The 13,050-nt window shown below is 58.6% G+C and carries 11 protein-coding genes; 2 read left to right on the top strand and 9 right to left on the bottom strand.

The features are described 5' to 3' along the window. Positions 1-269 precede the first annotated feature (269 nt). Positions 270-1,163: a hypothetical protein gene (locus ADB08_RS09145; protein WP_049172598.1), complete on the bottom strand. Its 894-nt coding sequence runs from the start codon at positions 1,161-1,163 to the stop codon at positions 270-272. A gap of 304 nt (positions 1,164-1,467) precedes the next feature. Between ADB08_RS09145 and ADB08_RS09140 the strand changes: the two genes are divergently transcribed. Further along, entirely contained in the window at positions 1,468-2,004 is a 537-nt protein-coding gene (locus tag ADB08_RS09140) for a peptidylprolyl isomerase (protein WP_369707163.1), read from the top strand. A gap of 698 nt (positions 2,005-2,702) precedes the next feature. Here ADB08_RS09140 and crgA read toward each other — a convergent pair. Next, positions 2,703-2,972, bottom strand: a complete 270-nt coding sequence (gene crgA / locus ADB08_RS09135; RefSeq protein WP_005511903.1) for a cell division protein CrgA — start codon at positions 2,970-2,972, stop codon at positions 2,703-2,705. Between the two features lie 135 nt (positions 2,973-3,107). On the opposite strand from crgA, the gene ADB08_RS09130 reads away from it, so the two are divergent. Continuing rightward, on the top strand, positions 3,108-3,779 hold the full coding sequence (locus ADB08_RS09130; protein ID WP_048731900.1) for an aminodeoxychorismate/anthranilate synthase component II: 672 nt from the start codon (positions 3,108-3,110) through the stop codon (positions 3,777-3,779). A 3-nt stretch (positions 3,780-3,782) separates the two neighbouring features. Here the strand turns inward: ADB08_RS09130 and pknB are convergent, their stop codons facing one another. The 7 genes from pknB to ADB08_RS09095 form a co-directional block, all read right to left on the bottom strand. Continuing rightward, positions 3,783-5,846 (bottom strand): Stk1 family PASTA domain-containing Ser/Thr kinase, encoded by a 2,064-nt coding sequence (gene pknB, locus ADB08_RS09125; RefSeq protein WP_049172595.1) that lies wholly within the window; start codon positions 5,844-5,846, stop codon positions 3,783-3,785. Between the two features lie 53 nt (positions 5,847-5,899). After that, complete coding sequence (locus ADB08_RS09120; RefSeq protein WP_049172594.1) at positions 5,900-7,384, bottom strand: serine/threonine-protein kinase; 1,485 nt, start codon at positions 7,382-7,384, stop codon at positions 5,900-5,902. 2 nt (positions 7,385-7,386) lie between these two features. Continuing rightward, the gene (locus ADB08_RS09115; RefSeq protein WP_049172592.1) at positions 7,387-8,823 is read right to left on the bottom strand and encodes a penicillin-binding transpeptidase domain-containing protein; all 1,437 of its coding nucleotides are present in this window, start codon (positions 8,821-8,823) and stop codon (positions 7,387-7,389) included. Next, positions 8,824-10,185, bottom strand: coding sequence for an FtsW/RodA/SpoVE family cell cycle protein (locus ADB08_RS09110; protein WP_016421756.1), 1,362 nt, complete (start codon positions 10,183-10,185; stop codon positions 8,824-8,826). Continuing rightward, complete coding sequence (locus ADB08_RS09105; RefSeq protein WP_016421757.1) at positions 10,182-11,516, bottom strand: PP2C family protein-serine/threonine phosphatase; 1,335 nt, start codon at positions 11,514-11,516, stop codon at positions 10,182-10,184. The genes ADB08_RS09110 and ADB08_RS09105 overlap by 4 nt, the downstream gene beginning before the upstream one ends. Then, entirely contained in the window at positions 11,513-11,974 is a 462-nt protein-coding gene (locus ADB08_RS09100) for an FHA domain-containing protein FhaB/FipA (RefSeq protein WP_016421758.1), read from the bottom strand. Before ADB08_RS09100 ends, ADB08_RS09105 begins: the two co-directional genes overlap by 4 nt. Positions 11,975-12,123: 149 nt before the next feature. After that, complete coding sequence (locus tag ADB08_RS09095; protein ID WP_049172590.1) at positions 12,124-13,023, bottom strand: DUF3662 and FHA domain-containing protein; 900 nt, start codon at positions 13,021-13,023, stop codon at positions 12,124-12,126. Positions 13,024-13,050: the final 27 nt, after the last annotated feature.

The following is a 13,050-nucleotide window of genomic DNA, read 5'->3' as shown; positions in this document are numbered from 1 at the left end:
GTGGTGTGTGGTCTGGGGTTATGGTGGCATGCGGACACACTTTTCTTTACTTAACCCGCAAGAACGCCGAGTTACTGACTGCGTTTATGACAAAAATGGCCTGAACCTACCGGCTTGAAAGTGTCATAAACTCGCACAGTTTCACATTTGCAGCCCGTCTTTCTGAAGTTGTCAGGTTTGCTGCTTAACCAAAAAACGCCCGACCGCCTGCGCATCAACTGCACAGAACAATCGGGCGTGAAAAGGCTTTTGGCTATCTAGCCGCCTATTTACTTCTTGCGAGCCTGACCCGGCTTCGGAGCCGGCTTGGACGGCTTGGAAGAGATCTTCTTAGCGTCGTCAGCGTTCTTCTTCTCGGTCTTGACCTCGTCGACCTTGATTTGAGCCTGCTTGGAAGCCTCTGCGGCCTTCTCCTCAGTGGTCTCCTTGGCCTTAGCAGCCTTGTCCTTGGCCTCGTCGGCCTTGTCGGCTGCCTTGCCCTTTACCTCTTCAGCCTTGTCCTTAGCCTCAGAAGCCTTCTCTTCAACGGTCTCCTTGACCTCTGCGGCCTTCTCTTCGACCTTGTGCTTAACTTCCTGGGCCTTCTGCTGGTACGGAGCTGGGTCAACCGGGAGCTTGTCGTCCTTGCGCAGCTTCCAAACGATGACACCGACGATTGCTGCAACAACAGCGAAGACCAGGGAAGCGGTTGCGATGCGACCGTTCTTGGCGCGCTGCTCTTCCTTACCGGTTACCTTGTCGATAGCCTTCTGGGTACGCACCTCGAGGTCCTTGCGAGCCTTCTTGGCCTTCTTTTCAGCCTTCTTAGCCTCGCAGCGAGCCTTGCAACGGGTCTTCTTGCCCTTGCGCTTAGCGTCCTTCTCGGCCTGCTTCGCAGCCTTCTTAGCCTGCTTCTTGGTCTCCTTGGACTTCTTCTCAACCTTGCCGGTCAGTTCTTCGGCCTGCTCAGCGAGCTGATCGCGGGCGTCGGAAACCTTTTCCTTAACGTCTTCCGCCCAATTGGTTGCTGCGTCCTTTGCTGCCTCGTTCTGTGCAGCTGCCACCTTCTTAGCCTCCTGCATCGTGTCGTAGAGCTCTGCAGCCTTCTTGTCCCGGTAATCCGAGTAGCTGTCGTAAGCGGACTTCAGTCCCTTGACAGCCAGCGAGATTGCGTTGGGGTTCATGACTCTCCTTTATTAGTGCGTCGCCAACAGGCATCGCCTTTAATTCTCAATCAATGATTAATACTGCTGCGGCGCCAGTGCCTCTGAGACCAAGATGCTTCTAAGTCCAAGAGCTAGGGCCCAGTTAGGCCTAGCGCCGAAATATTTGCAGCAGGCTCACATTCCAGCTTAGGCACTATTTGGCCTCCATGGGGGTCAACGAAGAACTCTTTTCCTTATCTTGAGAAACATTTTCGCTGGTTTCTGCCACGGAGAAACTCACCAGTAGGAGCAATTGGCCACCAAGGTCGGTATCCTAAGGAACGTGACTATTAAGACTGCTACTGCAACTGTGCACACCAACCATGGCGATATCGTGATTGACCTGTTCGGCAACCACGCGCCGAATACCGTCGACAACTTCATCGGCCTGGCAGAAGGCACCAAGGAGTACAAGGGGCAGAACGCCTCTGGCACCGAGTCCGGCCCGTTCTACGATGAGGCCATCTTCCACCGCATCATCGCTGGATTCATGATTCAGGGTGGTGACCCGCTGGGCACCGGCACCGGCGGCCCGGGCTACATGTTCGACGATGAGATTCACCCGGAGCTCCAGTTCGATCGTCCGTACCTGCTCGCTATGGCAAACGCCGGCAAGCGCGGCGGCCGTGGTACCAACGGTTCCCAGTTCTTCATCACCGTTGTTCCGACCCCGCACCTCAATGGCGCTCACACCATCTTCGGTGAGGTCGCTGATGATGCCTCGAAGAAGGTTGTCGACGAGATCGCTCGTGTGGCTACCGATCACTGGGATCGCCCGCTGGAGCCGGTCGTGATTACCTCCATCGACATCGAGAAGTAATCCGCTAGCTTCTACGCTCTTTAACCCGTCCGGTTGTTCCGGGCGGGTTTTTTCATGCCCATTTTCGCTTTACGACGGCCCGTAACTTCAATGTTGTGTTTAGGGGTAGTGGGGGTAGTAGCACATCGTGTTGATTCTCCACATGTCCACAGCCCTGTGGAAAAAATACTCCACTGTTCACCTAGGTGAACACGGGCCAAGAAGCACGTTACGGGTTCCAATTTTCACAAATTACAACAATTCACAGTTGTCCACAGACTTGTGCACATGTGTGGATAATTCCATTCTTGTAATTTACGAACCAGCGTTCGAAAGTGGTCGAACTCCGCAGAATATTGGAGTTACGCACAACTTGACTTGCAACTATGTTACTTGTTCACAGAGTTATCCACAGGCTGTGGATACTGTGGACACAGGGGATAGAACCAAAGTTGTCATGCTTTACGGTTTCTGTCACGTAACCCGTGAGAAATTTGGGACGAAATCTCTCCACAGTTATCCACAAATTACATGATTGTTACACAGGTTTCTGTGGATAACTTTTTTGCGCGATCAGTAGGAGGGAAATCCTCATTCGTCGAAAAACGTGTGGGAAACGGGTGTACTGACGGGGGTGAATTGACCTGGGTTTTTAGGTATGAAAAAAAGGCGCATCCAAAAGTGGATGCGCCTGAGGGGGTGCGATGTATTAGAGCTGACTAACGCCAACCCATAGTCATCAGCAGACCAACAATGAAAAGACCAAAGCCGATGACGTAGTTCCATGCGTTCAAAGTCACCATGAACGGAATATGCGGACCCGCGATGTAGTTGACCAGCAGCCAGCCCAAACCAATCAGCATGAACCCGAACATCAGCACCTTGTACCACACCGGCGTCTGAGTGCTGTTGATTTTGACCGGGGTACGGCTGACGGAGGAGCCACCGGATTGTGGTGAATTAGTGCTTTCGATCTTTGCCTTAGGCATAGCGCTTTAAACTCCTTAGGTTGTGGTCAGCAGGTTGCGATCAGCGCGGTATCTACACTCCCGCGGTATATGCATAATTGTAAACTTTGCATCCGAACTTACCAGTGAAGTTCGCAGGCAGTAGAATTCCCAGTTATGCAGATTCTCGTCGTCGATAACTATGACAGCTTCGTATTCAATCTGGTCCAGTACATAGGCCAGCTCGGCGAAACGGTTACTGTCTGGCGCAATGATGATGCGCGTCTCCGCGATGTTGACGACGTCGTAAAGCAATTTGATGCAATCCTACTGTCGCCCGGTCCCGGTGAGCCGTCTAATGCGGGGTGGACAGAGGACATTATTCGCGCGGTGAGCAGGCAGGACGAGCCGACACCGGTGTTGGGTGTGTGCTTGGGTCACCAGGCGATTGGTGAGGTCTTTGGTGCGCAGGTCGTGCGTGCCGACGAGCTGTTGCACGGCAAGACCTCCCCGGTCACTCATGACGGCACGGGTGTTCTGGCCGATGTGCCCAGTCCTTTTATTGCCACGCGCTACCACTCGTTGACGGTGGATCCGAAGACACTGCCGGAGGAACTCATTGCCACGGCATTCACGGATTCGGGCATGCTGATGGCGATGCGCCACCGCGACCTGCCGATTCACGGCGTGCAGTACCACCCGGAGTCGGTACTCACCCAGTACGGGCACCGCATGCTGGTCAATTGGCTGCGGCTGGCCGGCGGTGAGTACACCGAGGAACTCCTGGCGGAGTTGGAAGAGCAGCAGGCCGTGTACCAGCGCGCCTTCTCAGACGTGCTGGCACACTAGCCGCTAGTTAGGCAGCAGATCCGGCAGCCTTATGGGAGGTTCCGGAGCAGGCCGTTCCTCTGAAGAGCTCTCCGGGGCAACCCCCAGCCGGTAGACGCGCAGGGTGACCTCGCCGTCCTTGTTGAGCTTGGAGCCGGCTGACGGGTTGGCCTTCTCCACGTGGTCGACCTTGGACAGATCCAGCGTGGTGACTTCCTCGGTGCGGATAGTTCCCTCGAAGCCGGCATTGGTGAGTGCCTTCTCCGCATCACTGCGAGTCTGGCCCTCAACTCGTGGCATCTTAATTTGGTTGCCGCGCGAAACGTGCAGCTCGACAGTCGTTCCGACGGTGAGCTCCGTGCCCTTCTGGGGAACCTCAACAACGGTTCCCTGTTCCTCAGTGGAGTCAACCTCCACCACCTCGACAACGAAACCAGCGGATTCGAGGGTCGTGCGGGCGGAATCCAACCTCTGACCAGTGACATCCGGAACAGTCTTGGTCTCGATACCGGAGGAGACAGTCAAAGTTACGCGGGTTCCCTTCGACACCTGAGAACCGGCAGCTGGAGACTGCTCGATGACATTGCCGCGCGGAACGTCCTCACTCGGTTCCTCTTGCAGCTTCGGATTGACGACAAGCCCCGCCTCCTCGAGCAGGCGGCGAGCTTCCTCTGCCTGTTTGTCGCGTACATCCGGCACATTGGTCAACTCTGGGCCCGAAGATACGCGCAGCTTGATACGAGATCCCTGCGGCAACCCCGATCCGACACCCGGTTCGGTGGCAATCACCGTGTCTCGGGGCACATCTGGGTTCGGCTCGTCGACGCGGTTGACCACGAAACCAGCCTGCTCGAGAACCTGCGTTGCCTCATTGACATTTAGGCCCTCGACCTGCGGAATGGCGACGGTCTCGACCTCGGTGGACGAGTTGAAAAGCTGGTAGGCGCCGTAGCCGACACCGCCGAGAGCGACCAGCGCAGCAGCCGCCAGTGCGACAGTCTTTCCTGCGCCACCCTTCTTTTTCTCAGGCTCGTCAGTGTTAGCGATCTGAGCAGGGGCTTCCGGCTGGGCAGCCACTCTCTCCGGTTCCGGAGCCGGAGCCGGAGCAGGGACAGCGGCCGGAGTTGCCTGCTGCGCAGGGGTCACCCGGGTCTCAGCATCCGACGGAGTTGCCGGAAGGAATTCGGTGGTCTTCGCGTCGTCGTCATGCGCGCCGTGGTGCGCCAGCGCCAACGGATCCTCGCCGCGTGCAAGACGACGCAAATCCTGGGCGAAGTCCTCTGCAGAGTCGTAGCGCTCCATCGGATCCTTGGCCATCGCGGTCAACAACACCGCGTCGAGGGCCTGAGCCGTGTTCGGGTCGGTGTTGAGCTTCCCTGAAGGCCGCGGCGGCTGGTCCTGAACGTGCTGGTAAGCGACAGAAAGAGGGGTTTCACCGGTGAATGGCGGGGCGCCCGTGACGGCCTCGAAAAGTACGCAGCCGACAGCGTAGATATCGGAACGGGCGTCGGCGGTCTTACCGCGCGCCTGCTCCGGCGAGAGGTATTGCGCGGTACCCAGCACCGCCGCAGTCTGCGTCATCGTGGTGGAATCACCGAGCGCGCGAGCGATGCCGAAGTCCATCACCTTCACCTTGCCGGTGTTGGTCAGCATGATGTTCGCTGGCTTGATGTCGCGGTGAATAATGCCCGCATGGTGGGATGCCGTCAGCGCATCACACACCGATGCCATGATCGATGCGGCTTTCTTCGGGTCGAGCCGCCCCTCACGACGAACAAGATCACGCAGGGTCTCGCCCTGAATCAGCTCCATGACAATGAAAGGCACGCGCCCCATCGGGCTATCCGTCTCGCCGGTGTCGTACACCGACACGATCGACGGGTGATTCAGCAGCGCTGAGTTTTTCGCTTCACGACGGAACCTTGCGAGGAAGTTCTCATCCCTGGCAAGGTCGGCCCTCATCATCTTGACCGCGACAGAGCGACCGAGAACAGTATCTTCAGCGCGGTAGACATCGGACATGCCGCCAACGCCAATGAGCTCGCCGAGCCGATAACGGCCGGAGAGGAGATCGTCATTGCCAGACATTGTTCGTCAGTCCCTTCGGAAGGATTTCCACCAAAACATCTTGTACCTGAATATTACTGTGCATCTGGAGTCCCCAAGGTATTACCGGAGTCATTTCCCAGGGGCAACTGAATACCGGGCAGAACGCCGTCACTGGAGTCGTTGCCATTGTCGTTGCCATTGTCGTTGCCCGAATCCTGAGTCGGTTCGGACGTATCCGGAGCGGTCTCGCTGGTGTCCTGCTCAGTGGAGCTGTCAGAGGCACCGTCATTGTTGCCGCCGTAGTTTTCCCCAGAGTTGCCGCCGTCGTTATTTCCCCAGTTACCGGAATTGTCTCCCGACCAACCGTAACCAGAACCGTCGTTGGGGTCGGTGTTTTCCTCTGGGGTTTGCTGCTGTGACTGGTTCGGAATGTACTGCTCCAAGTTCGGAATGGTTGGCAGTGAACCGGTAGTCGACAGCGAATAGACGACTGCGATAGCACCGGCCAGCAACACTAGCAGCACCAACAGCACAATGCTGCCGCAGCCACAACCGCAGCCACTGCGTTTCTTTGCCGGCTTACGCTGTCGGGCGGGTTGCTGCGGTGGTCGCTGCGGTTGCTGCGGTGGCTGCGACACCGGCATGGGCGGTCGCGTCATGGCACCGAGTTCGGTGGTCGCCGGGTTGGCAGCGTTGGATTGACGGTGCACCGTTGGGGTCACACCACGCGGCTGCGGTGGGCGGTGCCCCGCGCGCACTCGCAAAACAGCCTGTGCCAGCTCACGGCCATCGGCATAGCGACGCTGCGGATCCTTGCGCAGCATAATGCCGATAAGTTCGCGGATATGCGGATTGACCGTCGGCGCCAACGCAGGCGGAGCCTCGTTGATGTGTGCCACGGCAACCGCGACGGTGGAGTCGCCCTGGAAGGGCCGGGCGCCGGCCACCATTTCGTAGGCGACACAGCCAAGCGAGTAGATGTCAGTCGCCGGACTCACCTGTTTGCCCTGCGCCTGCTCCGGTGAGACATACTGCGCGGTACCGACGACCATGCCGGTACGCGTCAGAGGCACCGCTTCAGCGGCTTTGGCAATGCCAAAGTCGGTAATCTTCACGGTGCCCTCCGGCGTCACCAGGAGGTTGCCCGGCTTAATGTCGCGGTGGACAAGGTTCGCAGCGTGAATTGCCGACAGGCCGTGTGCAGTCTGCTCCAGAACGTCGAGCATCAGGTGCTCTGGCAGGGTGCGACGCCGCTGCAGCACCTGCGACAGAGATTCGCCACGGATGTACTCCATGACGATGTAACACGCGCCGTGGCTGCCGATGTCGCCTTCCTCGTAGGTGACAATCTTCACCACGTTTGGGCTGTTGACGCTGCGCGCAGCGGCGGCTTCGTTCTGGAAACGCTGCCGGAACTCGTAGTTGTCCGAGTACTCCTGGTTCAGAAGTTTGATTGCAACCAGTTCGCCGCTGGTGGCGTCGTCGGCAAGCCAGACGGTGGACATGCCGCCACGGCCGAGCAGACGGCGGACGTGATATCGGTCGCCAACGATGTCTTGAACTTGGTGGGCATCCATGCTTATCGACCCGCCTGTTCGACCGCGTTAATGAGTGCACGGCCAATCGGGGCAGCAACGGAGGCGCCGGTAGCGCCCTGGCCCTGGCCGCCACCGTTTTCCACGACGACAGCCACGGCGACATCGGAGTCCGGCGCGAAGGCGATGTACCAGACGTGCGGCGCGTACTCGCCGCGGACAGCACCGTGTTCGGCGGTACCGGTCTTGGAGGCAATACGCGAACCGTTACCGCCCGAGTGCGACTCGGAGCCGCGCATCAGCTCAGTTACGGTCTCCGCGACCTCCGGCGAAATCGCCTCGCCGGCTTCAATCGGCTTAAAGGACTTGATTTCGGAGAGGTCGGCACCGCGCACCGATTTGATGATCTGGGGTTCCATGCGCACGCCGCCGTTGGCAATCGTGGCGGCGATGATGGCGTTGTCCAGCGGCGTGAAGGACACGTCGCGCTGACCAATGGAGGTCTGACCCAGCGAGGACTGATCCGGAATATCACCGACAGCGGAGGGCTGAATCGGCAGGCCCGCGTCATCGTGGGTCTCACCGATGCCGAATCGCTTAGCGACGTCCTTGAGCGCATCGGCCCCGTACTGCATACCGAGCTCAGCGAATGCCGTATTACAGGACTGCGCGAAAGCCTGGCGGAGAGTTGTAGTAGCCCCACCACAGGTCGAGCCACCGTAGTTCTCCAACGTAGTGGTGGTATCCGGCAGCGTAATCTGCGGTGCGCCAGTGACTGAGGTGTCCGGGGAAGCGCCTTGCTCCAGTGCCGTGACCGTGGTCAACACCTTGAAAGTGGAACCCGGCGGCAGCGGACGCTGAGTGGCGTGGTTGAGCAGCGGTGCGCCCTCATTGTTATTGAGGGACTGCCAGGTACTCTCGTCGCCGGCGGCGATGTCATTCGGGTTGAACGACGGTGTGGAGGCCATCGCGAGAATTTCACCCGTCGATGGGCGAATGGCGACGGCGGAGCCGACGTAGCCGCGTTCAGCGAGTTGTTGGTACGCAGTCCGCTGAGCGTTCGGCAACAGCGTCAGCTCCGTGGAGGCCCCAGAGGGTTCCTTGCCCGTGACCATGTCGAGGGCGCGGGAGGTAAACAGCGAAGGGTCGCTGCCGTTCAAGATCTCGTTCTGAGAGCGTTCGATACCGGCGGAGCCGTAGATGTCCGACAGGTATCCGACCACCGCGGCATATGCCTCCGGGTCGGTGTCGTAGCTGCGGTCATAGAAGCCGCTCTCGCCCTTGACCGAGTGGGCCAGAATGTCGCCGTCAGTGGTGATTTGGCCGCGAGGTTTGGACTTTTCCTCCAGGAACTGGCGGCTATTCAGCGGATTGTGGGCGTACTTATCCTGCTGGAAGCCCTGGATGTAGGTCAGGTTCGCCAGTAGAAGAACGAAGAGTCCGAGAACGACAACAAAGATTTGGCGAATGGTTTTATTCATCTACTGGTTCACCTCCTGAGATGCGGTGGCATTGTCGTTGAGGCCCGAAGGGTTGCTTGGAATACCCCAGGGGCGGTTGGCCTCGTCAGAGACGCGCAACACGATGGCCAACATGATGTAGCTGGCCAGCAGTGAGGAACCACCGGCTGACATGAACGGAGTAGTCAGACCGGTCAGCGGCATCAGCTTGGAAACACCGGCTGCAACCACGAACAGCTGAATGGCCATCGAGAATGCGACACCGGCCGCCAGCAGCTTGCCAAAGGAATCACGTACCGCCAAGCTCGCCGAAATACCGCGGGAAATCAGAATCGCGAACAGCAGGATGATGGCACTCAGGCCGGTAAAACCGAGCTCCTCACCAAAGGCCGAGAGGATGAAGTCAGAGTGTGCCACCGGAATGTTCTGTGGGTAGCCCTGGCCCAGACCGGTGCCACCGATGCCACCCCAGCTCATGCCGAACAGACCCTGGGAGAGCTGGTAGCCGCCCTCGTCGTAGGAGCCCAACGGATCCAGGAAATGCGTGACTCGCGCCTGAATCTTGTCCGAAACCATGTAGACACCGACAACGCCGACGGTCACCAGCACCATGCCGATGATCAGCCAGGAACCGCGACCGGTGGCAGCGTAGAGCATTGCCAGCACAGTGCCGAAGAGCACCAGCGCCGGGCCAAAGTCATTCTGCAGAGCCATGATGACGGTAGCGATGCCCCAGATCAGCAGAATCGGACCCAGGTCGCGAACACGCGGGAAATCAATGCCCAGGAAACGCTTGCCCGCCACATTGAACAGCGAGCGCTTATTCACCAGCAGCTGAGCAAAGAAGATCAGCAGCATGACCTTGGCAAACTCACCCGGCTGCATGGAGAACGGGCCGATGGAAATCCAGATGCGGGCATCAGCATTAATCGACGACGGCCACACCAGCGGTAGCGCCAACAGAATCAAGCCGCCGAGACCCAGCAGATACGAGTACTGCGACAGCGAGTGGTGGTTGCGCAGCAGGACAATCACGCCGATAAACAGTGCGACACTGAGTACGGTCCACATGATCTGGTTGCGCACCAACGAGGTGTCATTGGCCAGGTCGAGGCGGTGAATCATCACCAGCCCCAAGGCGTTGAGCGTGGCCGCAACCGGCAGCATCACCTGATCGGCGTTGGGTGCCACAAAGGTCAGCGCGATATGCGCCACTGCAAAGATCACAAAGAATCCGCCAATGATGTAAAAGACATCTGCGGTCAGAGAGTTGCCCTGAGCCAGTTCCAGTGAAATTAGTGCCAAAAGCAACAATCCTGCCGACAGCAGCAGCAGGAGCATTTCCTTCATCCGAAGCTGTCGCTTCGTGGTAGTTTCACTCATTTTCGCACCTGCCTACAGTTGACTCCTGGCTTCGAGCCCAGCTTTTCATCCTTCTTGTCATCGTCGGAAACGGACAGACATACCGGCAGTGCCGACTCCGCCAAACGGCCAATCTGGTCGCTGACACCGTCGTAGGAATCAGCCGGCAGACCTTCCAGCGAATTGCGTGCCGCCGGTGAGAGATCTTCCGGCGTCATGATGTGGCAGTCGACCTTCTCCTTCGGCGTCCCAGCCGGAGGAAGCTGAACTTTATTGTCATCGGTCAAACAGATGAACTGATGTGGCTCTTGCAGATCGAAGCCCAGCAAACTGCCGGGCACGCCGTGCATCAGCTGCACCTGCCCGTCGACCACCGCGAGATGGTACATCGACTCCTTCTTCTGCCAGCCCCAAATACCAAGGCCGACCAACCCGGCCACCAGCACCAGCACCACAGAAATAACTAGCCACTTGCCCTTGGAAGCTTTCTTCTCCGGCGCCGAAGTCACTGCAATTTCCTGCGACTTCCGCGGGCGGAGTGCCGCCGCGCGTCCCGCTGACGTATTGGGGCGGGGGAGTTCCTCCTCCGCACTCTGTAGGGCACCGGCCAGGGCGGGCTCGTAAGGCGTGCGTGCCGACGAATCGACAACATCGGCAACCACCACGGTGATGTTATCCGGACCACCGGACTTCAACGCGTAGTCAATGAGCTTGGTAGCGGCCTCGTCCGGAGTGCCCTCCGAGAGCACATCCTTGATGGTGTCCGCGGACACTGGATCGGATAGACCATCCGAGCACAGCAGGTAGCGATCGCCCTCGTGAACATCGCGATAAGACAAAGTAGGCTCCACCGGGCGACCGGTGAGAGCCTTCAAAATCAGTGAGCGCTGAGGGTGAATTGCCGCTTCTTCTTCGGTGAGATTGCCCTCATCCACCAGGGACTGCACATAGGTGTCATCCCGGGTAATGCGGATGAGCTCCCCGTCGCGCAGCAGATAGCCACGCGAGTCACCGACATGGCACATGCCCAGGCGGGTACCGTCGAAAAGCAGAGCAGTCAGCGTAGTGCCCATGCCTTGCGTAGAGGGGTTCTGCTCAATTTCATCCGCGATGGAGTTATTGCCCTCCATGCAGGCGCTGCGCAGGGACTCGAGCAAATCGGGGCCGGGCTGATCATTGTCCAGCCGAGAGACGGCCGCAATCATCAGCTGAGATGCGATTTCTCCGGCGGCGTGGCCACCCATGCCGTCGGCAAGCGCGAGCAGACGCGAACCCGCATAGGCGGAGTCCTCGTTGTTCTGTCGGATGAGGCCGCGGTCAGAGCGGGCCGTGTAATTCAGAGCAAGACTCATGGTTGCAACCTCAAAGTTGTACGGCCAATACGAAATTCCATACCCGAAGCCAGGCGTTCCGGCTGTTCCACGCGCTGGCCATTGAGGAATGTGCCATTGCGGGAGTCCAGGTCTTCCAGGTACCAGATGCCGTCGCGGTTGATGACGCGAGCGTGCTGGCCCGAGGCGAAGTCATCGTTGAGGACGAAGGCATTCGACTCTGAACGGCCAATAGTGATGTCGCGTTGGTTGTTTAGGTTCATGCGCGAACCCGCCAGCGGCCCGGAGGTGACAAGGAGCTGATGTGGAGTCTGCGAGCGCTGGAAACGCTTGGCCGGAGCACTGCTGGCCTGCCGAAGTGGGCGCAGCGGAGCCGAGCCTGTTGTTTCTGTACGCAGGGTGCGAAGCGTCATCCAAATGAAAAACCACAGGACGACCAGCACGCCGATGCGCGAAAGCAGAAAAACGATAGCTTCCACGTCCGAGGAACCTCCTTATGTAGAGCTGGTGGGTCCGCAAACCGAACACACGGACGTAATTATTCCAGGAATGTGTCGGCAAACCTAGGGCAGTGGCATGTGAACCTGGTGAACCTCACTACTTAGCGGATCTGAATCAGCGGATTTAACTAGCGGATCTGAACTTCGAGAACAGAATGCCCCAGCGAGATTTCGTCGCCGTCAGCCAGCAGCCAGTTCTCAATGGGTTCGCCATTGACAATGGTGCCGTTGGTCGAATGCAAATCGACGAGCACAGCGTCCTGGCCATCCCACGTGATCTCGGCATGCTGGCGGGAAACACCAGTATCCGGGAGGCGGAAGTCGGAAGCGGTGCCGCGGCCGATGATGTTCGAACCATGGCGCACCTCAAATACGCGCGAGGAGCCGTCCTGCAACAGCAGGGTGACGGTCTTTTCCTGGGACTGGTCTTCGCCCACGGTCGCGCTGCTCAGCTCAGTTGCAGCCTCTGGGTCGACCGCGGGGATGGGGCGGGAAGCGGTGGGGAACTGCTCAGCTTCAGGCTGCGGGTGGTAGGCGGCAGAGGTCTCTGCAGCTTGGGGTTCATCATCGCTTTGCGACGGGGCTGCGTCAGTGTTGGCATCATCTGCACTGTCGTCGAATGGGACGAACTCCGAGGTGCCCACGGTGTCCTCGGTGAAAGTGCTGGCCGTCTTCAACTGGCCGGTGTGGAGAGACTCCACTGCCTGCAGGTGGACGCTAATGGAACCGGTGAAGCCCCAGCCGTTGTTACGGCAGTAGCGTGTCATGCGGTCAGCCAACTGATTCGGCAGGTTGGGCTCGGACGCAGAAAGGTTCTTGTAGTCGGCAGCGCTGATGCCAATGCGGAAATCATTGGGTGCCAAGTACTGACCGTTGGCGTCCTGCATCAGGAAGTCTTCAATTTCCTGCTTCAGGCATTCTTCTAACTCATTCGGGACAACCTTGCCGCCGAACACGCGCGCAAAGCTGTTGTCGAGCCCGCGCTGAAGCGAGCTATCGAGCTTGCGGATGCGTCCTAGGAAATCCATCTGACTAAAGAAATTCGCCTTCTCCCG

It is taken from the genome of Corynebacterium sp. 239_CJEI, assembly GCF_001055995.1.
Lineage (GTDB): Bacteria > Actinomycetota > Actinomycetes > Mycobacteriales > Mycobacteriaceae > Corynebacterium > Corynebacterium jeikeium_D.
This window is presented reverse-complemented; position numbering and strand designations above follow the sequence as displayed.

What these genes read in the sequence shown, in the direction of transcription:
- ADB08_RS09145 (WP_049172598.1), bottom strand. Translation starts at nt 1,163, where the DNA reads ATGAACCCCAACGCAATCTCGCTGGCTGTCAAGGGACTGAAGTCCGCT.
- crgA (WP_005511903.1), bottom strand. Translation starts at nt 2,972, where the DNA reads ATGCCTAAGGCAAAGATCGAAAGCACTAATTCACCACAATCCGGTGGC.
- ADB08_RS09130 (WP_048731900.1), top strand. Translation starts at nt 3,108, where the DNA reads ATGCAGATTCTCGTCGTCGATAACTATGACAGCTTCGTATTCAATCTG.
- pknB (WP_049172595.1), bottom strand. Translation starts at nt 5,846, where the DNA reads ATGTCTGGCAATGACGATCTCCTCTCCGGCCGTTATCGGCTCGGCGAG.
- ADB08_RS09120 (WP_049172594.1), bottom strand. Translation starts at nt 7,384, where the DNA reads ATGGATGCCCACCAAGTTCAAGACATCGTTGGCGACCGATATCACGTC.
- ADB08_RS09115 (WP_049172592.1), bottom strand. Translation starts at nt 8,823, where the DNA reads ATGAATAAAACCATTCGCCAAATCTTTGTTGTCGTTCTCGGACTCTTC.
- ADB08_RS09110 (WP_016421756.1), bottom strand. Translation starts at nt 10,185, where the DNA reads ATGAGTGAAACTACCACGAAGCGACAGCTTCGGATGAAGGAAATGCTC.
- ADB08_RS09105 (WP_016421757.1), bottom strand. Translation starts at nt 11,516, where the DNA reads ATGAGTCTTGCTCTGAATTACACGGCCCGCTCTGACCGCGGCCTCATC.
- ADB08_RS09095 (WP_049172590.1), bottom strand. Translation starts at nt 13,023, where the DNA reads ATGGATTTCCTAGGACGCATCCGCAAGCTCGATAGCTCGCTTCAGCGC.